This window comes from Enterobacter quasimori, assembly GCF_018597345.1.
In the GTDB taxonomy this organism is placed as follows: domain Bacteria; phylum Pseudomonadota; class Gammaproteobacteria; order Enterobacterales; family Enterobacteriaceae; genus Enterobacter; species Enterobacter mori.
On sequence record NZ_JAHEVU010000008.1, the window covers coordinates 41,634 to 66,999 of the forward strand.

Genomic DNA, 25,366 nt, shown 5'->3' on the forward strand with positions numbered 1-25,366 from the left:
CCGGCAAAACAGCGCTACTGATTCTCTATCAACAGCGCTTCCAGCAGGTCCAGATCGTGCAGCAGCTTTTGCAGCGTCTCGTTGCTGATCTGGCGCGTGGCGCGCAGGTGATACAGCTCAGCACGCTCGGAGCGCAGCGCCGCCAGGCGGAACCGGCGCTCAAGGTTCTCCTCCTGCAGCGAGCTTTCCACGTCGTTACGCCCGTCGGCCCGACGACGCAGGTTACCAATCACGCGGGAACTCACTTCCGTCAGCAGCTGATTATCGATGTTCTCTTCCGCATCCGCGGCCAGGCGCTCTTCCATTTTCTGGATGGCGACAATCGCCACTTCGGCGGTGGCCGCACGCGCAATGCGCTCTTCCTTGTGCTGCTGGGTCGAATCACCGACATCAATATGCTGGAGTAAAATCGGCAGCATAATCACGCCGACAAACAGGGAGAACAGAATCACGCCCGCCGCCAGGAAGACCAGCTCGTAGCGCGCCGGGAAGACGTCGCCCGTCGGCAGCAGCAGCGGAATGGAGAGGACACCGGCAAGGGTGATCGCCCCGCGTACGCCCGCAAAAGAGGCAATCAGCAGCTCACGCGTTGACCATGAACCGAACTCCATCGGCTTTTTAGTCAGGAAGCGCACGCTGAACTTCTTCATCGTCCACAGCCAGCCGAAACGCACCAGCATCAGCGCCAGGTAGATCAGCACGATGTCGGTAAACAGCATCCAGACCTCAACGTTCGGGTCGGCTTCGGCCGCCACCAGCGAGGATTCCATAATGCCCGGCAGCTGCAGGCCCAACAGCAGGAACACCATGCCGTTAAAGACAAACTCCAGCATCGCCCAGGTGCTGTTTGCACGCAGACGCATCGCCAGCGGCGCGCGGCGCATCACGCCGGAGCGGGTGATGGTCATCCCTGCCGCCACTGCCGCCAGAATGCCCGATACGCCGATGTGTTCGGCAATCAGATAAGAGGCAAACGGCAGCAGGAACAGCAGAACGATTTGCGTTGCAGGTTCATCACCGCCCCAGCGGCTGAGGAAGCGCAAGGAGCGACCGTACAGCCAGCTCACCACGAAGCCAGCCAGAATGCCGCCAATCGCCACCTTAAAGAATTCCAGGGTTGCACCGCCGACGGTAAAGACCATCGTGCCCATCGCAACCGCCACGGCAAACTTCAGGGCCACCAGGCCGGAGGCGTCGTTCATCAGCGCCTCGCCCTGCAGAATGCCCATGATTTTCTTCGGAATACGGCCTTCACCCACAATGCCAGAAAGCGCCACGGCATCGGTTGGCGACAGCACGGCGGCCAGCGCAAAGGCGGGGATTAACGGAATGCCCGGCACCATCCAGTAGATCAGAAAACCAATCCCGACCACGGTAACGACCACCAGCGCCAGCGCCAGACCGAAGATCTCTCGCCCGTGTTCGAGGAATTCGCGAGTGGGGGTTTTCCAGCCATCGGCAAACAGCAGCGGCGGGATAAACAGCACGAGGAACAGTTCCGGATCGAACTCAACGTGCAGGCCAAACGTCGGCCACGCCAGCAGTGCACCGATGGCAATTTGCATTAATGGCAGGGGGATTTGAAAGGGCAGTACGCGTGTAACCACCCCGGATAGCGAGACCACAAGGGTCATGATGAGTATTGTGAAGAAGATTTCCATGCGTTCCCTGTTTGCTGTGTTGCTTATAAGCCAAACCTAAGGCGTCGTGCCTTTTATTCTATCTTCTCCAGAGTAACGCAAAAGGCAACGGGATGAGTCCTGAAAATAAAAACGGGCGGCCTGAGCCACCCGTTTTCGCATCAATGGACAACTTAGATTGCCCAGCCGCCCGCGTAGAACGCCACCAGTGCGATAGCGATAACGACGGTGCCGATGTTCAGCTTGCGCCATTCACCCGAGACCAGACGACCAATCACCAGCGAGGCGAAACCGATCATGATGCCGGTCACGATGTTGCAGGTCAGCACGATAAAGACTGCGGTGATCAGGCCGGACATCGCGTCCACGAAGTCTGCAAAATCGATTTTCGCCACGTTGCTCAGCATCAGCAGGCCGACGTACATCAGCGCAGGTGCGGTTGCATAAGCCGGGACCAGATAAGAGAGCGGAGAGAGGAACAGGATCAGCAGGAACAGCACGCCGACGGTGATCGCCGTCAGACCGGTTTTACCGCCTGCCGCCGTACCCGCTGCGGACTCGATGTACACCGCCGCAGGCGCCGCGCCCACCAGACCCGAGAAGACGCTGCTCAGGGAGTCGGTCGTCAGCGCTTTGCCACCGTCGATAATCTGGCCGTCTTTATCCAGCAGGTTTGCCTGACCGGCCACCGCGCGGATGGTACCGGTCGCGTCAAACACGGCGGTCATCACCAGCGCCAGCACGCTTGGCAGGATCAGCGGGTTCAGCGCGCCGACAATATCCAGGCTGCCAATCAGGGAGTTGCCTTTGTCATCGCTCAGGGACGGCATGGCAAAAATGCCGGAGAAGTGCACGTTCGGATCGAAAATCAGGCCAACAATAGAAACGCCGATAATGGTCAGCAGAATGCCGCCCGGCACTTTCAGTTTTTCCAGACCGATAATCACCGCCAGACCAATCAGGGACATGATCACCGGGAAGCTGGCGAAGTGACCCAGCGCCACCGGCAGGCCGTCCAGCGGGTTCTTGATCACCAGGCCCACGCCGTTCGCGGCGATCAGCAGCAGGAACAGGCCGATACCGATACCCGTACCGTGCGCCACGCCCTGCGGGAGGTTGCGCAAAATCCAGCTACGGATGCCGGTGGCGGAAATCACGGTAAACAGCACGCCCATCAGGAACACGGCGCCCAGCGCAACGGGCACGCTGATCTGCTGACCCAGCACCAGGCTGAACGCGGTAAACGCGGTCAGGGAGATGGCGCAACCAATCGCCAGCGGCAGATTCGCCCACAGGCCCATCACGATAGAGCCAACACCGGCCACGAGACAGGTGGCGACAAAGACAGCCGCAGGCGGGAAGCCCGCTTTGCCCAGCATGCCCGGAACAACGATGACGGAGTACACCATCGCCAGAAACGTCGTCAGACCCGCAACGACTTCCTGGCGCACGGTGCTGCCGCGAGCAGAAATTTTAAACATGGCGTCAAGCGAACCGCCGGTACGCGCAGATGGCGTAGACATAGAAAACATCCCCTGAGAGTTTTTATAGAACGTCCATAAGCGTGGTGGAGACGCCACTGCCAGCTATCACGTCAAATCCATGTCTTGCGTTTGCGACAAAAGGGGCGTCACAAAAAAAGCAAACGTTTAGCTCCGCGCTTACGAAACGGGTGGTCAAATTAAGGCAAACGATTATCTAGCCTAATCCCCGCCCTTTTCAACTGAACTTTCTCGTTTTTCGCTAAAATTCCCTTATGACGATGAAGAAATAAACAGACGATGCGCAAACGTTATCGTCTATGCGCAATTTAGTTACATTTCACCCTTCGCCAGGAATAGTAAGCGGCCCGCCCTGTTCCAGCGTTTTTTGCCAGCCAGGTCGGTTTTCGACCTTTTTCTTCCAGGCATGGGTATGCGGGAGGTTTTCGACGCCACCGCGCGCCAGCAGGGCAAAAATGGGGAAACTCATCTGAATATCGGCCATGCTGAGTGCGTCACCGGCAAACCAGCTGTTTTCTGAAAGATGCGATTCGATATAACGCGCATGGGTTTCCAGCTGGCGGTTGAGGTAAGCTTTTTGCACTCCCTGCCCCAGCGCTTTCCCCAGCGTGCGCATCCCAAACGGCACGGGGGGTTTGCCCAGGCTGTTAAAAACCAGCTTCATTAGCAGTAATGGCATAAGGGAACCTTCTGCATAGTGCAGCCAGAAACGATATTGCACCTTATGAGCAGGATCCCGCGGTTTAAGGTGTGATTCTGCGTCGTAAGTTTCCTGGAGATACTCCAGAATGGCACCCGACTCGGCAAGGATCAGCCCGTTGTCTTCTATGACCGGTGATTTGCCCAGCGGATGCACTTTTTTGAGAGACTCAGGCGCCAGCATGGTTTTTTCACGCTGGTAATGAACGATCTCATAAGGCAGGGCAAGTTCTTCCAGCGCCCAGATCACGCGGTGTGAGCGTGACTGGTTAAGGTGATGTACCGTGAGCATGAGTGTCTCCTGTAATTCATACTTTCTAACTATAGAAAATCGAACAACATCGCGAAAAAATTTTGGCTAAAAAGAAACCCACCGCGCTGGCGAAAATCGGGGTCTTGCATAGAATTAAAGTGTCAGCACAAACCGGAACCTCCCCAACCAGCTCGACACGAGGGGTGCTGATGTCGGGGGAAACCCTCCCGTGAACCAGCGGGATAGAGAGAAAGACAAAGACCGGGAAAAACTAAAGCGCCCTATGTGGCGCTTTAGTTCTTTATTAGGCTTTTTGCCGGGTGACGCTTCGCTTACCAGGCCTACGTTCTCGGTTTTGTAGTCCGGATAAGGCGCAGCCGCCACCCGGCAAACCGGCCGTACATACTCAATCCTCCTCCAGCAACCGCGCGCCCGTTCCCTGCTCGCCCAGCCTGTCGCCGGGGTTACGCAGTGGACAATCGCTCCGCGACAGACAGCCGCAGCCAATGCAGCCATCCAGTTCGTCACGCAGCGCGACCAGCGTATGAATACGCCTGTCCAGCTCTTCACGCCACTGGGACGACAGCTCTTTCCACTCTTTCGGGCTTAGCGTGTGCCCTTCCGGCAGCACGCCAAATGCCTCGCCGATGGTGGCCAGGGGAATTCCGATTCGTTGCGCAATTTTGATAATCGCCACGTAGCGGAGCACGTCGCGGGTATAGCGACGCTGGTTGCCGCCGTTACGGATGCTTTTAATTAACCCTTTGCTTTCATAGAAGTGGAGCGCCGATACCGCAACGCCGCTGCGCTTTGCCACTTCACCGGGGGTTAACAGCGCTTTAATGCGCGGCAATCTCTTTTCCATAAAACCTCTTTACCTCAAGTTAACTTGAGGAATTATACTCCCCCGCAGAGAAAACGACGAATCCACCAGGATAGATGTATCTACAGAGGGGCAACCTTATGTCGCATCAGCAAATTATTCAGACGCTTATTGAATGGATTGATGACCATATCGACCAACCGTTGAACATTGATGTGGTCGCTAAAAAATCGGGCTATTCGAAATGGTATTTACAGAGAATGTTCCGCACCGTCATGCATCAGACGCTGGGTGAGTACATTCGCCAGCGCAGACTGCTGCTGGCAGCGCAGGCGCTACGTTCGACGCAGCGGCCTATTTTTGATATCGCGATGGATCTCGGTTATGTCTCACAACAAACCTTTTCCCGCGTGTTTCGTCGCGAATTTGACCGCACGCCGAGCGACTACCGCCACCAGCTGAATTAGAGCAAAGGTTGCTGCTGCCAGGCCATAAATTCCTGGGGCGGCATCGCTTTCGCGAAGTGCCATCCCTGACAATACTGCACGCCGCGCTTCAACAGCCAACTGACCTGCTCTGCCGTTTCCACACCTTCCGCGATGGTTTTAAGACGTAAACTTTGCGCCATCTCGATGATGTGCTCGGCAATCAGGTGGCTGGTGCTGTTGGTGGTTAAGGTATCGATAAAGGATTTATCGATTTTCAGGATATCGACGTTCAGCGAATAAAGGTTATGGAGGTTGGAGTATCCGGTCCCGAAATCATCGATGGCCACTTCATAGCCCGCCTGACGGAAAGCCTGAATAACGGGTGTCGTTTTAGGAACATCGATAAACCCGCGTTCCGTCACTTCAATTTTTATCTGCTGCGCGCGCACGGCATAGTGTCTGGCCTTGTCTGAGATCATCGCGATCAGGCGCGAAGAGTGGAAATCAGTCGCCGACAGGTTGATGGAAATATAGAGATCGGGATGCGTCGCCAGGAAATGCCCCAGGTCGCTGAATACCTCTTCGACGACGTAATCCGTAATACGTTCGCTCATGCCCTCTTTTTCCGCCAGCGGGATAAATTCCACCGGACTCATCACCTGTCCGTTAAAGCCAGGCCAGCGCAGTAACGCTTCTGCCCCCACGCACCGATTATTTTTAATATCAATAATTGGCTGATAATGGACGCGAAGCTGGCGCTTATTCAGCGCACGGTGCAGCAAACGGCCTGGGGAGTTGAGTTCACGGTGGGTGCGTGACCACACCAGCAGAATAATAATGCTGCAGATCATCCCCAGCGGCAGCGTCAGTGTGGCCTGATGGTAAAGCGTTTCATAAAAGCGTGTATTCGATGTGGAAACGATGGCCGCGATAGGACGTTTATCGGATTTAACGATGGTATAAAAACGGTCATCTTTTTGAAATGTCGATTCCTTATCCCGAATTAGCGCATTCAATAATGAAATATTGGCCTGCTGGCTGACGGAAAAGAATGCATTCGTTACCGTGTCGTACACCCCCCACGACAGAGAACGATCGGCTGACATCACTTCACTGTAAGAAAGCGGATTGACCACCACAACATAATTTCCACGCTGCATATATGTCATTTTATAGCCAGTAAAAAATGGCGTATCGCGATAATAATAGATAGCAATGTCAGGTTTACGTTTGTAATTGGCGACAGAAATCAGATAGGGCTGGTCGGGGGTATAAACGGTTGAACAAAGAAAACGTTGGCCTTGTGCATAAATTAAATCGGCGACGAAAAGACGGCCACGAACCACATTCAACATATATTGACGGTGTTCAGGTGTACACAGTTTGCCCTGATATTGTTCAGCGCCATCGCGTGCTAAATCAACCTGTTGAATGACAAGCTCTGTTTTGTCTAACGCAAGTCCAGCAAATGTGCGTAGTTGGGCGCTTGTTTCCGACACGGCTCTGAGCTGGGCAAACCATAGCGCAAGCATCACCGGTAGCATAACTACCATGATAATCCCTACCACCCTGAGCATCTTGCGCCGCGCGCTACGATTCATTTCCCGCCCTATATCCCTGCATGTTGTACGCCTGTAGTAATGAAGGCCGGATGCTTTGATAAACAGATGATTACGTTGCATGAATCATGCGAAGTTAGCAACCGACTTTTAGTATTAAAAATCTTAAAATTGCTTATGACGATAATATTTTCCCGTAAGCTAAACTGAAAGTATTCGTTCCGTTTCAATTAAGGAAAATAATTATCCAGTACAGGCAGGCGGTTTTAGATAGCACAACAGCCGATCCTTGATTAAACCAAAATTCTGGCCGCATGAAAAAAGAACAAGATGAACATGTAATCTCGTAATAATTGTTCCCCTCTGCTTCGTAGTTTGATTTATTAATAATCAAACGCAACCAGCATATTTTTATGAAGGGCGGAAAAATAACGCTTTACTTCGCCAGTAAAATGGCTGACCAGACATGTCTCTTGCGCGAGCCTCGCTCTCGCCGCACTTGCCCTGGCGGGCGTTGCGTTGAGGCGTCGGCCTCCCTTACAGAGATATATTCTCCATGGTGATAAATCGCTCATTTTTCCACGCTGTGACACTGGCGAATAAAACAGCAAATGTGATATAGTTCACACATCTTATGTAACAAGAAACGTTGTTTCATTTCAGTTCGTCTGTTTTGATGAGGATGGGTTTATGGCGACCATTACCACCAGCATGGTTCTCCTGCGCTGGCCATTGTTAAGTGCGGTTTTGATGTTTTTAGCCAGCACGCTGAACATTCAGTTTCGTAAATCTGACTACGCTGGCCTTGCGGTGATCAGCACCCTGCTGGGACTGGGCGCAGCCTGCTGGTTTGCAACGGGCCTGCTTGGCATTACCCTGGTGGATATCGCTGCCGTTTGGGAAAATATAAAAGTGGTGATGGTGGAAGCCATGAGCCACACGCCGCCAGACTGGCCGATGGTCATTACCTGATCCCTTCATCAATAAAAAAACCCAGACGATGTCTGGGTTTTTTGTTTTCGCATCCGTTGATCAGAACGGAATGTCGTCGTCGAAATCCATTGGCGGTTCGTTAGACGGTGCAGGAGCAGACTGCTGCTGCGGGCGAGACTGCGCGCCGCCGCTGAACTGGTTGCCACCCTGCGGCTGCTGAGGCTGACCCCAACCGCCCTGCTGCTGGCTCTGACCGCCACCTGCCGGTGCGCCACCGCCCTGACGGCCACCCAGCATCTGCATGGTGCCACCCACGTTCACCACGACTTCCGTGGTGTACTTCTCAGCGCCGGACTGATCGGTCCATTTGCGGGTACGCAGCTGGCCTTCGATATAGACCTGAGAACCTTTACGCAGATACTCGCCGGCTACTTCTGCCAGTTTGCCAAACAGCACAACGCGGTGCCATTCGGTCTGCTCTTTCATCTCACCGGTCGCTTTATCACGCCAGGATTCGGAAGTAGCCAGCGTAATGTTGGCAACTGCGCCACCACTCGGCATGTAGCGTACTTCCGGGTCCTGGCCCAGATTACCGACGAGAATCACCTTGTTTACGCCTCTGCTGGCCATGTTCGTGTCTCCTGAATACGTTTCTTAATAGTGTAAACGCGCGAGTGTACCATTTCCATGCTGCACTTTGATAGTTGCGTAGCACGTTCCAGAGTTCTCTCGCAACTCGACATTGTTACACAGCCAATCAGAAAATGCATTCCAATACTGTATATTCAAACAGGTTAAATTGTGTCATAATTAGCCGTTTCTGACAGCCGTTTGTCCTTCAAACAAATCAGGCAATCCGTGTTCCAACCGGGAAAGGTGAATGGATAAGATCGAAGTTCGGGGCGCCCGCACCCACAATCTCAAGAATATCAACCTCATAATCCCTCGCGACAAACTCATCGTCGTGACCGGGCTTTCGGGGTCTGGCAAATCCTCACTGGCTTTCGACACTTTGTATGCCGAAGGACAGCGTCGTTACGTTGAATCACTCTCCGCGTACGCGCGTCAGTTCCTGTCGCTGATGGAAAAACCGGATGTCGACCATATTGAAGGGTTGTCCCCTGCTATCTCTATTGAGCAGAAGTCCACCTCGCATAACCCGCGTTCTACGGTCGGTACCATTACCGAAATTCACGACTACCTGCGTCTGCTGTATGCCCGCGTGGGCGAGCCGCGCTGCCCGGACCACGACGTCCCGCTGGCGGCCCAGACCGTCAGCCAGATGGTGGATAACGTGCTGTCGCAGCCGGAAGGCAAACGCCTGATGCTGCTGGCGCCAATCATCAAAGAGCGTAAGGGCGAACACACTAAGACGCTGGAGAACCTGGCAAGCCAGGGCTATATCCGCGCCCGTATCGACGGTGAAGTGTGCGACCTGTCCGATCCGCCCAAGCTGGAGCTGCAGAAGAAGCACACCATCGAAGTGGTGATTGACCGCTTCAAGGTGCGTGACGATCTCGCCACGCGTCTCGCGGAATCCTTTGAAACGGCGCTGGAACTCTCTGGCGGCACGGCCGTGGTCTCCGACATGGACGACCCGAAAGCGGAAGAGCTGCTCTTCTCCGCCAACTTTGCCTGCCCGATTTGCGGTTACAGCATGCGCGAGCTTGAACCGCGCCTGTTCTCTTTCAACAACCCGGCGGGCGCGTGCCCGACGTGTGACGGCCTGGGCGTACAGCAGTATTTCGACCCGGACCGCGTGATCCAAAACCCTGAGCTGTCGCTGGCGGGCGGGGCCATTCGCGGCTGGGACAAGCGTAACTTCTACTACTTCCAGATGCTGAAATCGCTGGCAGAGCACTACAAGTTCGACGTCGAAGCGCCGTGGGCCAGCCTGAGCCCAAACGTGCATAAAGTGATCCTGTTCGGTTCCGGTAAAGAGAACATTGAGTTCAAGTACATGAACGATCGCGGCGATACCTCCGTGCGTCGTCACCCGTTCGAAGGGGTGCTGCACAATATGGAGCGCCGCTACAAAGAGACCGAATCCAGCGCGGTGCGCGAAGAGCTGGCGAAGTTCATCAGCAACCGCTCCTGCGCCACCTGCGAGGGCACGCGCCTGCGTCGCGAAGCGCGCCACGTGTTTGTGGAGAACACGGCGCTGCCGACCATCTCAGACATGAGCATCGGCCACGCGATGGACTTCTTCAATAACCTGAAGCTCTCCGGCCAGCGCGCGAAAATCGCCGAAAAAGTGCTGAAAGAGATCGGCGATCGCCTGAAGTTCCTGGTGAACGTCGGCCTGAACTACCTGACGCTTTCCCGCTCGGCGGAAACGCTCTCCGGCGGTGAAGCCCAGCGTATCCGCCTGGCGAGCCAGATTGGCGCGGGCTTAGTCGGCGTGATGTACGTGCTGGACGAGCCGTCCATCGGCCTGCACCAGCGCGACAACGAGCGTCTGCTCGGCACGCTGGTTCACCTGCGCAACCTCGGCAACACGGTGATTGTTGTTGAGCACGACGAAGATGCGATCCGTGCGGCTGACCACGTCATCGATATTGGTCCGGGCGCTGGCGTGCACGGCGGTCAGGTCGTTGCAGAAGGGACGCTGAAGGACATTATGGCGGTACCCGAGTCGCTGACCGGTCAGTTCATGAGCGGCAAGCGCAAAATTGAAGTGCCGAAACAGCGCGTAGCGGCAGATCCGGAAAAAGTGCTGAAGCTGACCGGCGCGCGCGGCAACAACCTGAAAGACGTCACCCTGACGCTGCCGGTTGGCCTGTTTACCTGTATCACCGGCGTGTCCGGTTCCGGTAAATCAACGCTGATCAACGATACGCTGTTCCCGATTGCGCAGACGGCGCTGAACGGCGCGACGCTGGCCGAGCCTGCACCGTACCGCGACATCCAGGGGCTGGAGCATTTCGATAAGGTTATCGATATTGACCAGAGCCCGATTGGCCGTACCCCGCGCTCTAACCCGGCGACCTATACCGGCGTTTTCACGCCCGTACGTGAACTGTTTGCCGGCGTGCCGGAAGCACGCTCCCGCGGCTATACGCCAGGACGCTTCAGCTTTAACGTGCGCGGCGGCCGCTGCGAAGCGTGCCAGGGCGACGGCGTGATCAAGGTTGAGATGCACTTCCTGCCGGATATCTACGTGCCGTGCGACCAGTGCAAAGGCAAACGCTATAACCGCGAAACGCTGGAGATTAAGTACAAGGGCAAGACCATCCACGAAGTGCTGGACATGACCATCGAAGAGGCGCGCGAATTCTTTGATGCCGTCCCTGCGCTGGCGCGCAAGCTACAGACGCTGATGGACGTGGGCCTGACCTACATTCGTCTGGGTCAGTCCGCAACAACGCTTTCCGGCGGTGAAGCGCAGCGCGTGAAGCTGGCGCGCGAGCTGTCAAAACGCGGTACCGGTCAGACGCTCTACATTCTGGATGAGCCAACCACCGGCCTGCACTTTGCCGATATCCAGCAGCTGCTCGAGGTTCTGCATCAGCTGCGCGATCAGGGCAACACCATCGTGGTCATCGAACATAACCTGGACGTGATTAAAACCGCGGACTGGATTGTCGATCTCGGCCCGGAAGGCGGCAGCGGCGGCGGTGAAATTCTTGTCTCCGGTACGCCAGAGACCGTTGCAGAGTGCGAAGCCTCGCACACCGCGCGCTTCCTTAAACCGTTGCTGTAGTTGTCACACGGAGAGCTGCTGTCGGGTGGTTTCCGGCAGCAGCTCAACCGCCTGCTGATAGGACGCATCCACCAGGTAGTAAATTTGCGATCCTGGAATCGATCCATCCAGATAGACCGTGCTCCAGTGCGCCTTATTGAGGTGCTTGCTCGGCCTCACGTCATCATGCTGCTGACGCAGTAAATCCGCCAGTTCAGGGCTGGTTTTCAGCGACGCCGCCGGACGGCCTTCTACCTCTTTCACCATCGCAAACAGCACATCACCTACCTTAATCTGCGTGGCTTTCCAGTCGCTGTGGACGCTCTGCTCCGCGCCGGGCTTGCTCATGCAGTACTGAAGTATCTCCGAAATTGTCATCTTTATTCCCCTTGTAGCGTGGCGATAATTTTACGCGAACCACCGTGAATGCGATGCTCTCCCAGCCAGATCCCCTGCCACGTTCCCAATACCAGCCGTCCATTGTGAACCGGCAGCATCAGCGATACGCCCAGCAAAGAAGATTTAATATGCGAAGGCATGTCGTCAGCCCCCTCATAGTCATGCTCGTAAGGCGCGTTGTCCGGGACGCTCTTCAGAAAATGGTGCTCCATGTCGGACCGGACGGTAGGATCGCAATTTTCATTAAGCGTGAGAGAGGCGGACGTGTGCTGAAGCAGCAGATGCAGCAAACCCGTTTTCACCCGCGACAGGTCGCGGAGTTGCCCGATGACTTCATCCGTCACCAGGTGAAATCCGCGTGATTTAGCGCTTAAGGTCAGGGTCTGTTGGTACCACATGTGCTGCTCCGTGATGAAAGATGAATCTTTCTAAGTGTGCAGCAAGAAGACGAAAGGTAAAACCCGAAGCAGCGAGTTTTGATTAAAAAAGAGTCAAACTCGCTGCCATGTACTTAATACTCCGAGTTGACGATCACCTCTTCGCCAAACTTTCCGGCCATCGGCAGCGGTCGATAGGTCGAGTTAGAGGCGCGTAATACCCTGATCCCTCTGGCACCCACATCCTGTGCGGCGGTGATGTCGTTATCCGAATCGCCATAAAACACTTTAATATTTTTCTGTTCCAGCCACTGGGTTTTGGTGTTTTGCCCCTCTTTATCACCCGCAAAAATAACCGGGTTCATGCTGGCAGCCGGGATCAGGAAATCATCCTGGAGCGTCTTTGAAACGGTTTCCGTTTTGGTCTGGCTGCGTCCGGTGACAAAGTAAATGCTGTCGCCGCGCTTAACGTGCATGGCGATCAGCGCGCGTGCCACCTCTTTCGGGATGCTGAATTCGTCCCAGCCGTTGTTCATTTTTTCCCAGAACTCCGGGTTCTTCAGATACGCTTCGCTGTCTGGCGACCAGGTTTTTTTGCCTCGCCAGAAGCCCGGACTCGAGAAGAGAACGGTATCGTCAATGTCGAAGCCAACGGCCATCGGCGGACGGCCTACCAGACTGTTTTCGATTTGTGCCACAGAGACCCAGTGTATAGGTGCCTGTTCGGCAAGAATGGCGGCGGTGGTACCGGTGTAAAGCGGCGTCGGCGCAGAAGCACGCGCGACGACGGCGCTGTTAAGTGAGAACAATAAGCAGGCGGCGCTGAGCGCCAGTGTGATCTTGCGCATATTTTCCCCTGAATATTCAGTTTGTTATCGTTTTAATTTGAGCGGATGGTCAAAAAACTATCCGACCATAACCCCAGCGGGAGGTGAAGGGAAGGAGTTTTTGCTTATGAAGGGGAATAAAAAGAAGACGATCACAAAAGGCCGGGCAACGTTTTTGTGCGGCCTGATGCCCTCACCCCGACCCTCTCCCACGGGGAGAGGGAGGGGTAAGTGAGTACTTACATTACAGCGGCAAACGCCTGCGCTACGCGCTGGACGTTGCTGGCATTCAGACCCGCCACGCACATACGACCGCTGGCGATCAGGTAGACGCCGAACTCTTCGCGCAGGCGATCGACCTGCGCCGCGCTCAGTCCGGTGTAGCTGAACATTCCGCGCTGCTTGAGCAGGTAGTCGAAGTTATGCCCCGGCACGGCCTCTTTCAGGACGTTAACCAGCTCCTGACGCATCGACAGAATGCGCTTACGCATTGCTTCCACTTCAGCAAGCCACGACGCTTTCAGCTTTTCGTCACCGAGAACCGTCGCCACCACCTGCGCACCAAAGTTTGGCGGGCTGGAGTAGATGCGGCGCACCGTTGCTTTGAGCTGACCCAGCACGCGACCCGCCGCGTTGGCGTCTTCACACACCACGGACAGACCGCCCACGCGCTCGCCGTAAAGCGAGAAGATTTTAGAGAAGGAGTTACTCACCAGAACAGGTAGCCCGGCGCTGGCAGCGGCGCGGATGGCATAGGCGTCTTCTTCCATACCCGCACCAAAGCCCTGATAGGCAATGTCGAGGAACGGGATCAGGTTGCGGGCCTTCAGTACCTCAATCACCGCATCCCACTGGGCATGGGTGAGATCTGCCCCGGTCGGGTTATGGCAGCACGGGTGCAGCAGCACAATGCTGCGCTCAGGCAGCGCGTTCAGTTTTTCCAGCAGCGCTTCAACGCGCACGCCGTTGGTTTCGCTGTCGAACCATGGATAGGTTTCAACCTTGAAGCCTGCGCCCTCGAAGATCGCGACGTGGTTTTCCCACGTCGGATCGCTGACCCACACGCCTGAATCCGGGAAATATTTTTTCAGGAAGTCGGCCCCCACTTTCAGCGCACCCGAGCCGCCGAGCGTCTGGATGGTCGCCACGCGTTTTTGCGCGAGCACCGCGTGATCGGCACCAAAGAGCAGCGGCGCGATGGTGTTGCGGTAGGCATTGAGCCCTTCCATCGGCAGATAAAGAGAGGCACCGTGCGGAACAGCGTTCAGACGCGCTTCCGCTTCAGCAACGGCCTTCAACTGAGGGATAATGCCATCCTCGTTGTAATACAGGCCAATACTGAGGTTCACTTTGTCGCTGCGAGGATCTTCTTTGAAACGCTCCATTAAGGAGAGAATAGGGTCGCCGGCATAGGCGTCAACTTTCTGAAACACGCGATGGTTCTCCGGAATTCGATGAGGCAGGAATTTCAACAATAAACCGGAAGTGGGAGAAGGTCGAGAGGATGTTAATAAAGTTGGAGTGAGGTTAAATCCCTCACTCCACCGGCGCCTCAATCAATGTACTTCATCGCTACCCTTGACGTCAGGCGCGTGATAAGTTCGTAAGCACTCACTTTCGTTAATTCAGCAATGCGCTCAACGGGCAAACCTTCCCCCCACATCACCACTGCATCGCCTGCTTTATCCTGCGCTTCCGGCCCGAGGTCAACGCAGATCATGTCCATCGCCACGCGACCGACAATTTTCACTTCACGACCATTGACCAGAACCGGCGTGCCCGTCGGCGCGGCACGCGGATAACCGTCACCATACCCCATCGCCACCACGCCCAGGCGCGTATCGCGTTCGCTGGTCCACGTGCCGCCGTAGCCCACCGGCTCACCGGCTTTGTGCTCGCGCACGGCGATCAGGTTAGAGACAAGGGACATCACCGGCTGGAAACCGAAATCTGGCCCCCAGGGTTTGCCCTCCAGCGGCGACACGCCGTAAAGGATAATGCCCGGGCGAGCCCAGTCGAAGTGCGACTGCGGCCACAGCAGAATGCCGCCGGACGCCGCAATGGAACGCATCCCCGGCTTGCCTTCGCAGAAGGTGTTGAAGATATCGAGCTGCTTTTCGGTCGCACCACACTCCGGTTCATCGGCGCGAGCAAAATGGCTGACGATATTTACCGGCTGGCGCACGTTTTTGCACTGACACAGGCGATGATAAAACGCTTCAGCGTTTTCCGGGCGCACGCCCAGACGGTGCATGCCCGTGTCGAGCTTCATCCACACGGTCACCGGCTCGCTCAGCTCGGCGGTTTCGAGTGCCGCAAGCTGTTCTTCATTGTGTACCGCCGTGTGCAGATGCTGATCGGCAATGGTTGGCAGGTCCGACGCTTCAAAAAAGCCTTCGAGGAGCAGAATCGGTTGGGTAATACCGCCCGCGCGCAGGCGGAGAGCTTCTTCAAGACGGGCGACGCCAAAGGCGTCGGCATCGGGGAGCGTTCGCGCGGTCTCGAGAAGACCGTGTCCGTAAGCGTTCGCTTTCACGACTGCAACGAGCTTGCTGGCGGGTGCCAGTTCGCGCAGACGTTGCAGGTTGTGTCGCAGAGCGCGGCGGTTAATCACTACAGTTGCCGCTTGCATGTAAAATCCTTATTCGTCGTCGTACTGCGGTCCCGCATAGTTATCAAAGCGCGACCATTGTCCGTTAAAGGTCAGACGTACCGTACCGATGGGGCCGTTACGTTGCTTACCAATAATAATTTCAGCAATCCCTTTCAGGTCGCTGTTCTCGTGATAAACCTCATCGCGGTAGATGAACATGATTAAGTCGGCATCCTGCTCGATGGAGCCGGATTCACGCAGGTCGGAGTTGACCGGGCGCTTGTCGGCACGTTGTTCCAGCGAGCGGTTAAGCTGCGACAGCGCCACCACCGGCACGTGCAACTCTTTGGCTAACGCCTTGAGCGAGCGGGAAATCTCTGCAATTTCCAGCGTACGGTTATCGGAGAGCGACGGGACGCGCATCAGCTGAAGGTAGTCGATCATGATAAGGCCGATGCCGCCGTGTTCGCGGGCGATACGACGGGCGCGGGAGCGCACTTCCGTCGGCGTCAGGCCGGAGGAATCATCGATATAGATGTTCCGTTTTTCCAGCAGAATGCCCATGGTACCGGAAATACGCGCCCAGTCCTCATCGTCGAGCTGACCGGTACGAATGCGGGTCTGATCCACGCGCGACAGCGACGCCAGGGAACGCATCATGATCTGCTCGGAGGGCATCTCAAGACTGAAAATGAGTACCGGCTTATCCTGCAGCATCGCCGCGTTTTCGACGAGGTTCATCGCAAATGTCGTTTTACCCATCGACGGACGCGCAGCGACGATAATCAAATCCGACGGCTGCAGACCGGCGGTTTTCTTATTGAGGTCGTCATAGCCGGTGTTTACCCCGGTCACACCGTCGTGCGGCTGCTGGAACAGCTGTTCGATACGCGCAACGGTAGCGTCGAGCACATCGGCGATGTTTTTTGGGCCTTCGTCTTTATTGGCACGGCTTTCGGCAATTTTAAAGACGCGGGATTCGGCAAGGTCGAGCAGATCTTCGCTGGTGCGGCCCTGAGGGTCAAAACCGGCTTCGGCGATTTCGTTCGCCACAGAGATCATTTCGCGAACAACGGCACGTTCACGCACGATATCGGCGTATGCGCTAATGTTCGCCGCACTTGGCGTATTTTTTGAAAGTTCAGCGAGGTAGGCGAACCCACCACAGCTATCAAGCTGCCCCAGACGCTCAAGCGATTCCGCGAGCGTGATCAGGTCGATCGGGCTGCCCGACTCCTGCAGACGCGCCATTTCGGTAAAGATATGACGGTGCGGACGGGTGTAGAAATCTTCCGCCACGACGCGCTCGGCGACGTCATCCCAGCGTTCGTTATCCAGCATTAAACCGCCCAACACCGACTGTTCCGCTTCAATCGAGTGCGGCGGGACTTTTAACCCGGCGACCTGGAAATCACGTTCGCGGGGTTCAGTCTGTTTGTTGAAGGGTTTGTTTCCTGCCATAGTGAATGGAGTTACCGAGATAAAGAGTGGGTCGAAAGATTACCATATTTTTCTTACGGAGGGAGCATGGCAACGCGCATTGAATTCCAGAAACACGGTGGGCCAGAGGTGCTTAAAGCGGTGGAGTTTACCCCCGCCGCACCTGGCGAAAATGAAATTCAGGTTGAAAACAAGGCGATTGGCATTAACTACATCGACACCTACATTCGCGGCGGTCTCTACCCACCTCCGTCGATGCCGAGCGGACTGGGAACAGAGGCGGCTGGCGTGGTCATCAAAGTTGGCAGCGCCGTTAAACATATCAAAGAGGGCGACCGCGTGGTGTATGCGCAGTCTGCCCTGGGGGCTTACAGCTCCGTTCATAACGTCCCGGCGGACAAAGCCGCCCTTCTGCCTAATGCCATCTCTTTTGAACAGGCTGCCGCCTCATTCCTGAAAGGACTGACCGTCTTTTACCTGCTGCGCAAAACCTATGAAATCAAACCCGACGAGCAGTTTCTGTTCCATGCCGCAGCGGGTGGCGTGGGGCTGATCGCCTGCCAGTGGGCGAAGGCGCTGGGCGCGAAGCTTATCGGCACCGTCGGTAGCGCGCAGAAAGCGCAGCGCGCGCTGCAGGCGGGTGCATGGCAGGTCATCAACTACCGTGAAGAGAGCATTGCTGAACGGCTAAAAGAGATCACGCAGGGTCAAAAAGTGCGGGTCGTGTATGACTCGGTGGGGAAAGATACCTGGGAAGCCTCGCTGGACTGCCTGCAGCGCCGTGGTCTGATGGTGAGCTTCGGGAATGCGTCAGGCGCGGTAACCGGCGTTAACCTGGGCGTTCTGAACCAGAAAGGTTCTCTGTATGTGACTCGCCCTTCCCTGCAAGGGTACATCACCAACCGGGAAGAACTGGAGGAAGCCAGCAACGAACTGTTCTCGCTTATCGCCAGCGGTGTGATCAAAGTGGACGTGGCGGACGCGCAGAAATACCCGCTGACCGATGCGCAGCGCGCGCATGAGGTGCTGGAAAGCCGGGCGACGCAGGGCTCAAGCCTGCTGATCCCCTAGGCCCTAAAAAGAAATTGGGCTTCCCGTGGGAAGCCCTTTCTTTTTTTAGTTCGGCTGTATGTAGGGTACAGCTCGATGAATTCTTTAGCGGCAGTCATAGTGACAGATTCGATAAGTAAATCCTATTCTGTTCTAAGGCATGCTGCCGGAAAAGTTACGAGTATGTGACGAACCCCTCAATACCTTAGTAACGAAAGCGGTTATTGCGCTGATAACTGGGCACTTTTGGCGATTTAATCGCCCGTATCACCCATACCACCGCCACAGCCAGCAGCAACCACGGTAGCAGTTTGAGCGTCAACGCAAATAACCCGCCGATAAACATCACCACCGTTGCCACAACGATCGCCGCCAGAATGCCGAGCAGCGAAATGCCCGTCACCATCAGCATCACAAAAAAGCCAATCACAAAAAGTAGTTCCAGCATGGTGTTCTCCCACGAGCCCCGAATGATGCAAAAAGCATTACAAGAATCATGCCAGACGTAACATATTGTTCTGAAAGCAAAACGCCCCGCATCGTTGTGCGGGGCGTGGTGAATTTGACGATCTTTTAGTGAAATTTATCGCTTATCTGCCACCAGACGCAGCGCGTGTTCCAGCACCTCAATATCCGCTCCGGCTTTATGCGCATTCTCGCTCAGGTAGCGACGCCACTGGCGCGCGCCCGGAATACCCTGGAACAGGCCAAGCATATGGCGGGTGATATGGCCAAGGTAAGTGCCATTGCTCAGCTCACGCTCAATATACGGATACATGGCACGCACGACCGCCACCGGATCGGTATCTGCATCTTCAACGCCAAAGATTTCACGATCGACCGTCGCCAGGATACCAGGGTTCTGATAGGCCTCACGCCCGACCATCACGCCATCCATATGCGCCAGATGCGTTTTCGCTTCTTCCAGAGACTTGATGCCGCCATTAATCGACATCGTCAGGTGCGGGAAATCACGCTTCAGCTGGTATACGCGCGGATAGTCCAGCGGCGGGATTTCGCGGTTCTCTTTCGGGCTGAGGCCGGAAAGCCAGGCTTTGCGCGCGTGGATGATGAACATCTCGCACTCGCCCTTTCCGGCAACGGTATTGACGAAATCGCACAGGAATTCGTAGCTGTCCTGGTCATCAATGCCGATACGGGTTTTGACCGTCACCGGTATAGAGACGACGTCACGCATGGCTTTGATGCAGTCCGCCACCAGCTGCGCGTTGCCCATCAGGCACGCGCCGAACATGCCGTTCTGCACGCGATCGGAAGGACAGCCCACGTTCAGGTTTATTTCGTCATAGCCGCGCTCTTCGGCCAGCTTAGCGCACTGCGCCAGCGCGGCCGGATCGCTGCCGCCCAGCTGCAGCGCAACCGGATGCTCTTCTTCGCTATAGGCCAGATAGTCGCCCTTACCGTGAATAATTGCCCCGGTTGTCACCATTTCGGTATACAGCAGCGTATGGCGGGAGAGCTGACGCAGGAAGTAACGGCAGTGTCTGTCCGTCCAGTCGAGCATCGGCGCAATGGAGAAACGGTGTGCGGGGAAAGCAGTCTGTAGTTCTGACGACATGGCGAAGTTTTAAGCATCTGGTGGAAAAGGGGCGCTACTATAGCACAAAGAAAAGCCGGAGGCGCAGCGCCTCCGGTTCACGTTAAAACGTCATGCTCAGCTGTGCTCCTGCGCCCCAGGTTTCGTCCTCGCCGTACAGGCCCATCAGGTCAACGTGGACGGTGTTAAACGGCGCAAAGCCCACACCGCCGGTAAAGACATTGCTGTCGTTGCCTTTCATATCCGCCCGATAACCAGCACGCACGGCGAGCCAGCTGAGCGGCGTCACCTCGGCACCGACGCCAACATATTGCGAGGTATCTTCGCTTTTAAAGCCCTTGGTTTCGGTCAGATCGCCATCAGCCGTCAGGGTCAGAAGATCGGTATGCCATGCCGCACCCGCCGTGACAACAGGGCTAATTTGATAGGTATCACGTACCCCGTCCACCTCTTTGGTGTCGATATCACGCGAGAAAAGGTTTTGTCCGGTCAGGCCAACCGTCCAGTTTTCCCCGAAGTCCGCCGCAAGACCGGCATCGACGTTAAAGCCAGTATCATCATTGCGGTAACGGCTGCTGTTGATATCGCCACTGTCGAAGTTGTAAATCGAGACGGTGTAGTTATAGAGCCAGGTTTTTTGCAGCTTCGGCGTGATACCCAATGAAACCGGCACGCCGCTGATATCAAACTGACGCGCGACCGTCACGCCATAGTCCGAAACGATTGCGGCGCGGCCAAAGCCTTTTGATTTGAGATTATTGGGGTTAACCGTGAGCGCGGTCGCAGGAACAGCTTCCACACCGCGCAGTATATCGATATCACCCTGATCGATATAAGAACTCACGCGTGCACGCGCATTCGCTTTTGCGACGAATGCTACGGATAACGCGTCATTAGGAATACTGACGGCGATCCCCCCACCCGCTTTACCGCTGGCGGTTTTTCCTTTCAGGGAATCCAGCTGATCGGCAAGATCGCCCGCAGCGGAAGAGACCTGCTGAGAGGCAGGGCTAAGCGGATTTAAGAGATCGATGAGGTTGATGTTGTCCAGCGTGCTGCGATAGCGGCTTACATCGTCGCTGATGTCATCGATCTTATCCCGCAGGTTATCTTTGTCTGAAATCTGCGCGCCGATGGACGGCAGGATCACCGTGATACCATCGTCAGGTTTCGCTTTCGCCAGTAACGCCGGGTTGATCAATGTACCGCTGCCGTAGGTTCCTGCTGCAACGCCCGTTCCCCCCATCGCATCGCTGCGCGCTTCTGTCCAGGTATTGGCTGCTCCCGCCTGATTTGCCATAAAAAAGGAGACAGCAATGCTAACCACCGAAAATTTAAAATATTTTTTCACAGTATGCCCGTTATAGTCTGTTATGAAATAACCCCTGTCTGTTATCACCCAAACAGGAACGAACTATTGCTGTGAATAAGAAGTAAAAGACCCGCTATTTCTTTCCCTAAGTAAAATTCCCTTACGGCCTGTTGTAATTTGTGACGGCCCTCAATATTTATAGAAGAGGAAAATTATTTCCGCTCGGGTTTTCCATTGTGCGGCCCAAAAAATTGAGGAGGGTGATCGACCCAGCGGTCCTCGCGCGTCGCGGCATATACCGGGTTCAGCGGATAGTAGATACGGTTTTGCTTTTTGTTGGCCTCGCCGACAACCAGCAACCGTACCTCTTCGTCAGTGTTGTTTATAAAGGTATGGCAAACGCCCGTCCCGGCGGGGAACCCCACGCTGTCTCCTGGCTCAAGCTTCCACAGGTAGCCGTTTATCCAGGCCTCCGGATGCCCTTCAAGCACATAGATAAACTCTTCTTCGTCGCTTTCCGCATGCGGATAAGACGTACGACGCCCTGGCGGCAAGCGCTCATGATGAATACCGATGCGGCCTAAGCCCAGCCTGCGGGCAAGGGGCGCGCCGATGGAAAAAAGTTCGTTACTGTCGGGATAGGTCGAATCGTCAGCACCTTCCACATCTCGCCAGTGCTTAATACAGTCAGGTCTTTTCATGGTTAATTCCCCGGAATGCGATGCGTCAGGTATAGCACAGCCTGGTGGATCTCGGTGTTTTTACCAGAACATGATAAAGTGGGGGTTTTCCATCCTATACATCCGAGGTGCTAAATGGATAAGTCCACAAAAGAGCTGTTAGCGCAGGCCGAAAAGCTGTGTGCGCAACGCAATGTGCGCCTGACTCCGCAGCGCCTCGAGGTATTGCGCCTGATGAGCCTGCAACAGGGTGCCATCAGCGCATACGACCTGCTGGATCTGCTGCGCGCAAGCGAGCCGCAGGCAAAACCACCTACGGTTTATCGCGCGCTGGATTTCCTGCTGGAACAAGGGTTTGTGCACAAAGTTGAGTCGACCAACAGCTATGTTCTCTGCCATCTGTTCGATCAGCCAACCCATACTTCAGCCATGTTTATCTGCGACCGCTGCGGCGCGGTGAAGGAAGAGTGTGCGGAAGGCGTGGAAGACATTATGCATACGCTGGCGGCTAAAATGGGCTTCGCCCTGCGTCATAACGTGATTGAAGCACACGGTCTGTGCTCGGCGTGCGTGGAGGTGGAATCCTGTCGTCATCAGGATGAATGCCAACACGACCACTCCATTCTCGTGAAGAAAAAGCCGCGTTAACGGCAAAAGAAAAGGCGGCTCAGGGCCGCCCTCAGGGCGTACTTCCTTGTACTTTCGGGTATAGCCCGGTTACCAGCGGTAGTCGTTGCGTTTTTCCCAGTCGCCCACTTCTTTTTCCGCCTGGTCTTTTGCGTAGCCGTAACGTTCCTGAATTTTACCGACAAGCTGATCGCGTTTACCTTCAATGACGGTCATATCGTCATCCGTCAGCTTACCCCACTGTTCTTTCGCTTTACCTTTAAACTGCTTCCAGTTGCCGCCGATTTCGTCTTTATTCATCATCGTGTCCTCTTAGTTAAGCGTTGGGTCGTAACGTCCGTTACGTTCTTTTCTGCTGGACGTGATAATAATTGTAGTTAAGGATTCGGCGGTTGATTTCATATTCGGAATCTTTAACCGTCACGATATATCGTGACGGGAAGGGAGCCAGGTATTGTTTTGCCAGTGGCGGTGCCAGATGAATGCCAGCGACAATCCGCGCAGCGACAGGAAAACCGCCAGTGCCAGCCATAAACCATGGTTGCCCAAATACGGTAAGGTCAGCAGCGTCAGGCCAAAACCTGCAGCCGCGACCGCCATGCTGTTACGCATCTCCGCGCCGCGCGTTGCGCCAATAAACATGCCGTCCAGCAGATAACACCAGACGCCCACCACCGGTAAGATCACCTGCCAGATGAGATAGTGGCCCGCCAGTTCGCGTAAAGCCGGTAACGACGTGAGTAACGCGATAATATCGCTGCCGAAACAGGCATAAATCAGTGCGAACGCCAGCGCGACCAGACCTGACTGACGGCAGGCCGCCCGCCACACCTCGCGGAGCTGACCACTTTCACGCGCACCGTATGCCTGCCCGGAATGCGCCTCCACGGCGTAAGCAAAGCCATCCAGCGCATACGCGGTAAACGTCAGCAATGTCATCAGCACCGCATTTACCGCAACGATCTCAGGCCCAAGGCGGGCACCAAAAACCGTTAACGCACCAAAACAGAGTTGCAGCAGGAGCGAGCGCAGCATGATGTCCCGGTTCAGCGCCAGCAGCTTGCGGATGTTGCCGCGCCACGCGCTTTTCAGCATGACGAGGGAGATTCCACGCATGGCCAGTACGCGCCAGACCATCCACAGACCGATGATAAACGTGCCGTATTCTGCGACCGCTGTTGCCAGCGCCGCACCCCGTACGTCCATGTGCAGGCCCATCACCAGCCAGAGGTCGAGCACGATGTTCAAAAGGTTTCCCACCACCAGCAGGATGACCGGCGCACGAGCGTACTGCACGCCCAGCAGCCAGCCCAGCAGAACCAGGTTTGCCAGCGATGCGGGCGCGCTGAGCCAGCGGATTTCAAGGAAGCGACGCGCCTGCTCCAGTACCGCCTCGCTGCCGCCCACAATATGCAGCGCCAGATCGATCAGCGGCGTGCGAAACAGAACGATTAAGGCACCTGCCCCAAGCGCCAGAATGAGCGGTTGCACCAGCGCGCGCGCCAGCCGCAGCGGATCTTTCGCGCCATAGGCTTGCGCCGTAAGCCCCGTGGTACTCATGCGTAAGAAGAGCAGGAGCATAAAGAGAAAACTGGTCGCCGTTGCGCCAATCGCCACGCCGCCCAGATAAACGGGAGAATCCAGATGACCAATCACCGCAGTGTCCACCAGGCCTAGCAAGGGAACGGTGATATTGGAAAAAATCATCGGCAGTGCAAGACGCCACAATGCCTTATCAGAAGGGGTCAGCAGTGACATGAAAAATACCGGGAATGGAAAATGATCCAGGCTACGGAGACCCGTAGCCTGTCAGGAAGAGGTTACAGCCATTCACCGTTGCGGATAACACCAACGGCCAGACCTTCAATGGAGAAGTTCTGTTCGCGCAGATCCACCACAATCGGGGAGAATTCGTTATTTTCGGGCAGCAGCTGTACGGTGTTGCCCTGTTTTTTCAGTCGCTTGACGGTCACTTCATCATCAATACGCGCGACCACAACCTGACCGTTACGTACATCCTGCGTTTTGTGAACGGCCAGCAGATCGCCGTCAAGAATGCCGATATCTTTCATGGACATCCCGCTGACGCGCAGCAGGAAATCTGCACTCGGTTTGAACATACCAGGATCGACCTGATAGTGACCTTCAATATGCTGCTGGGCCAACAGAGGTTCACCTGCGGCGACACGACCAACCAGCGGAATGCCGGTCTCTTCTTCCACCAGCAGCCGAATGCCGCGAGACGCGCCAGACACAATTTCAATCACACCTTTGCGCGCCAGCGCTTTCAGGTGTTCCTCGGCCGCATTTGGAGAACGGAAGCCCAGACGCTGAGCGATTTCCGCACGCGTGGGTGGCATACCCGTCTGGCCGATATGATCCCGGATGAGATCAAACACCTCTTGCTGCCTGGTCGTTAACGCTTTCATTCCGCCCCCTGGGTGTATATACAGTTATGCTGTGAGTATATACAGTCAAAGGCGATTTTGGAACCAAAAACTGCACAAAAAACCAGGGACTTAATTATTCCTCGAGGCTCATCGGAAATGTGACCAAAGCAGCGTGACCCAGGTGATCGCTGCCGTGATAATCGCCAACAGCACAGCGGCAGACCCCATGTCTTTCGCACGGCCAGAAAGTTCGTGGAAATCTGAACCGATACGGTCCACAACCGCCTCAATAGCGCTATTGAGAATTTCCACTATCATCACCAAAAGAACAGAGCCGATGAGAAGCACGCGGGTAATAGCATCAACATCAAGGAAACAGGCGATGATAACCGCGACGATAGCAGCGATGCCCTCCTGGCGAAACGCGGCTTCATTGACCCATGCGGCACGGAAACCTTTCCATGAATAGCCGGCAGCTTTGATGATTCGAGTTAACCCAGTGGTATTATTGGCCATTAATAGAACCTTTTATTGGAAATAGCGTCAGTAACTCTGGCAGCAGCGCGTTTCGCTGTAGCCGAAGTATGACGGGTA

Annotated in this window: 25 protein-coding genes and 1 pseudogene; 5 read left to right on the forward strand and 21 right to left on the reverse strand. The window is 55.4% G+C overall.

The window, feature by feature from the left end:
* Positions 1-14: 14 nt before the first annotated feature.
* From KK102_RS21045 to soxR, 4 genes are all read right to left on the reverse strand, one after another.
* The gene (locus KK102_RS21045; RefSeq protein WP_126546123.1) at positions 15-1,661 is read right to left on the reverse strand and encodes a Na+/H+ antiporter; all 1,647 of its coding nucleotides are present in this window, start codon (positions 1,659-1,661) and stop codon (positions 15-17) included.
* Between the two features lie 152 nt (positions 1,662-1,813).
* Positions 1,814-3,163, reverse strand: a complete 1,350-nt coding sequence (gene ghxP, locus KK102_RS21050; protein ID WP_216358372.1) for a guanine/hypoxanthine transporter GhxP — start codon at positions 3,161-3,163, stop codon at positions 1,814-1,816.
* 298 nt (positions 3,164-3,461) lie between these two features.
* Positions 3,462-4,133 carry a glutathione S-transferase family protein gene (locus KK102_RS21055; RefSeq protein ID WP_126546121.1) on the reverse strand — a complete coding sequence of 224 codons (672 nt, stop codon included), beginning with the start codon at positions 4,131-4,133 and terminating at the stop codon, positions 3,462-3,464.
* 367 nt (positions 4,134-4,500) lie between these two features.
* The gene (soxR, locus tag KK102_RS21060) at positions 4,501-4,959 is read right to left on the reverse strand and encodes a redox-sensitive transcriptional activator SoxR (protein ID WP_023331806.1); all 459 of its coding nucleotides are present in this window, start codon (positions 4,957-4,959) and stop codon (positions 4,501-4,503) included.
* Between the two features lie 98 nt (positions 4,960-5,057).
* On the opposite strand from soxR, the gene soxS reads away from it, so the two are divergent.
* Positions 5,058-5,384, forward strand: a complete 327-nt coding sequence (gene soxS, locus KK102_RS21065; RefSeq protein ID WP_008503387.1) for a superoxide response transcriptional regulator SoxS — start codon at positions 5,058-5,060, stop codon at positions 5,382-5,384.
* Here soxS and KK102_RS21070 read toward each other — a convergent pair.
* A complete protein-coding gene (locus tag KK102_RS21070) occupies positions 5,381-6,946 on the reverse strand; it encodes an EAL domain-containing protein (protein WP_126546155.1) in 1,566 nt (521 codons plus the stop codon). The genes soxS and KK102_RS21070 overlap by 4 nt on opposite strands.
* 648 nt (positions 6,947-7,594) lie before the next feature.
* Here KK102_RS21070 and KK102_RS21075 point away from each other — a divergent pair.
* Positions 7,595-7,876 carry a YjcB family protein gene (locus tag KK102_RS21075; RefSeq protein WP_003860282.1) on the forward strand — a complete coding sequence of 94 codons (282 nt, stop codon included), beginning with the start codon at positions 7,595-7,597 and terminating at the stop codon, positions 7,874-7,876.
* 60 nt (positions 7,877-7,936) lie between these two features.
* On the opposite strand, the gene ssb1 is transcribed toward KK102_RS21075, so the two are convergent.
* Positions 7,937-8,467: a single-stranded DNA-binding protein SSB1 gene (gene ssb1, locus KK102_RS21080; RefSeq protein ID WP_023310055.1), complete on the reverse strand. Its 531-nt coding sequence runs from the start codon at positions 8,465-8,467 to the stop codon at positions 7,937-7,939.
* A 250-nt stretch (positions 8,468-8,717) separates the two neighbouring features.
* Here ssb1 and uvrA point away from each other — a divergent pair, with 250 nt between their 5' ends.
* Positions 8,718-11,540 carry an excinuclease ABC subunit UvrA gene (gene uvrA / locus KK102_RS21085; RefSeq protein WP_029740212.1) on the forward strand — a complete coding sequence of 941 codons (2,823 nt, stop codon included), beginning with the start codon at positions 8,718-8,720 and terminating at the stop codon, positions 11,538-11,540.
* Positions 11,541-11,543: 3 nt separating this feature from the next.
* On the opposite strand, the gene KK102_RS21090 is transcribed toward uvrA, so the two are convergent.
* From KK102_RS21090 to dnaB, 6 genes are all read right to left on the reverse strand, one after another.
* A complete protein-coding gene (locus KK102_RS21090; RefSeq protein ID WP_023310053.1) occupies positions 11,544-11,897 on the reverse strand; it encodes an MmcQ/YjbR family DNA-binding protein in 354 nt (117 codons plus the stop codon).
* Positions 11,898-11,899: 2 nt separating this feature from the next.
* Positions 11,900-12,316 (reverse strand): secondary thiamine-phosphate synthase enzyme YjbQ, encoded by a 417-nt coding sequence (locus KK102_RS21095; RefSeq protein ID WP_126546119.1) that lies wholly within the window; start codon positions 12,314-12,316, stop codon positions 11,900-11,902.
* Between the two features lie 113 nt (positions 12,317-12,429).
* Entirely contained in the window at positions 12,430-13,143 is a 714-nt protein-coding gene (aphA, locus tag KK102_RS21100) for an acid phosphatase AphA (protein WP_126546118.1), read from the reverse strand.
* Positions 13,144-13,361: 218 nt separating this feature from the next.
* Entirely contained in the window at positions 13,362-14,555 is a 1,194-nt protein-coding gene (gene tyrB / locus KK102_RS21105) for an aromatic amino acid transaminase (protein WP_216358373.1), read from the reverse strand.
* 119 nt (positions 14,556-14,674) lie between these two features.
* Positions 14,675-15,754: an alanine racemase gene (gene alr / locus KK102_RS21110; protein ID WP_126546116.1), complete on the reverse strand. Its 1,080-nt coding sequence runs from the start codon at positions 15,752-15,754 to the stop codon at positions 14,675-14,677.
* Positions 15,755-15,763: 9 nt separating this feature from the next.
* Positions 15,764-17,176 (reverse strand): replicative DNA helicase, encoded by a 1,413-nt coding sequence (dnaB, locus tag KK102_RS21115; RefSeq protein WP_023310046.1) that lies wholly within the window; start codon positions 17,174-17,176, stop codon positions 15,764-15,766.
* Positions 17,177-17,242: 66 nt separating this feature from the next.
* Between dnaB and KK102_RS21120 the strand changes: the two genes are divergently transcribed.
* Positions 17,243-18,226 carry a quinone oxidoreductase gene (locus tag KK102_RS21120; RefSeq protein ID WP_216358374.1) on the forward strand — a complete coding sequence of 328 codons (984 nt, stop codon included), beginning with the start codon at positions 17,243-17,245 and terminating at the stop codon, positions 18,224-18,226.
* A 184-nt stretch (positions 18,227-18,410) separates the two neighbouring features.
* On the opposite strand, the gene pspG is transcribed toward KK102_RS21120, so the two are convergent.
* The 4 genes from pspG to KK102_RS21140 form a co-directional block, all read right to left on the reverse strand.
* Positions 18,411-18,653, reverse strand: coding sequence for an envelope stress response protein PspG (pspG, locus tag KK102_RS21125; RefSeq protein WP_109492555.1), 243 nt, complete (start codon positions 18,651-18,653; stop codon positions 18,411-18,413).
* 135 nt (positions 18,654-18,788) lie between these two features.
* Positions 18,789-19,784, reverse strand: a complete 996-nt coding sequence (gene dusA, locus KK102_RS21130; protein ID WP_126546114.1) for a tRNA dihydrouridine(20/20a) synthase DusA — start codon at positions 19,782-19,784, stop codon at positions 18,789-18,791.
* 82 nt (positions 19,785-19,866) lie between these two features.
* On the reverse strand, positions 19,867-21,114 hold the full coding sequence (locus tag KK102_RS21135) for a conjugal transfer protein TraF (RefSeq protein ID WP_126546113.1): 1,248 nt from the start codon (positions 21,112-21,114) through the stop codon (positions 19,867-19,869).
* A 173-nt stretch (positions 21,115-21,287) separates the two neighbouring features.
* On the reverse strand, positions 21,288-21,776 hold the full coding sequence (locus tag KK102_RS21140; protein WP_042718394.1) for a cupin domain-containing protein: 489 nt from the start codon (positions 21,774-21,776) through the stop codon (positions 21,288-21,290).
* Positions 21,777-21,890: 114 nt separating this feature from the next.
* Between KK102_RS21140 and zur the strand changes: the two genes are divergently transcribed.
* Positions 21,891-22,403: a zinc uptake transcriptional repressor Zur gene (zur, locus tag KK102_RS21145; RefSeq protein ID WP_089598612.1), complete on the forward strand. Its 513-nt coding sequence runs from the start codon at positions 21,891-21,893 to the stop codon at positions 22,401-22,403.
* Positions 22,404-22,472: 69 nt separating this feature from the next.
* Here the strand turns inward: zur and KK102_RS21150 are convergent, their stop codons facing one another.
* From KK102_RS21150 to KK102_RS21165, 5 genes and pseudogenes are all read right to left on the reverse strand, one after another.
* A complete protein-coding gene (locus KK102_RS21150) occupies positions 22,473-22,682 on the reverse strand; it encodes a CsbD family protein (protein WP_014830284.1) in 210 nt (69 codons plus the stop codon).
* A 49-nt stretch (positions 22,683-22,731) separates the two neighbouring features.
* Positions 22,732-22,806: pseudogene (locus KK102_RS22325) on the reverse strand (hypothetical protein); the annotation flags it as partial.
* Entirely contained in the window at positions 22,803-24,140 is a 1,338-nt protein-coding gene (dinF, locus tag KK102_RS21155; protein ID WP_216358375.1) for an MATE family efflux transporter DinF, read from the reverse strand. The gene dinF and the pseudogene KK102_RS22325, both read right to left, overlap by 4 nt.
* Positions 24,141-24,202: 62 nt before the next feature.
* Entirely contained in the window at positions 24,203-24,811 is a 609-nt protein-coding gene (gene lexA, locus KK102_RS21160) for a transcriptional repressor LexA (protein ID WP_013095053.1), read from the reverse strand.
* 108 nt (positions 24,812-24,919) lie between these two features.
* Complete coding sequence (locus tag KK102_RS21165) at positions 24,920-25,288, reverse strand: diacylglycerol kinase (RefSeq protein WP_216358376.1); 369 nt, start codon at positions 25,286-25,288, stop codon at positions 24,920-24,922.
* Between the last annotated feature and the right edge of the window lie 78 nt (positions 25,289-25,366).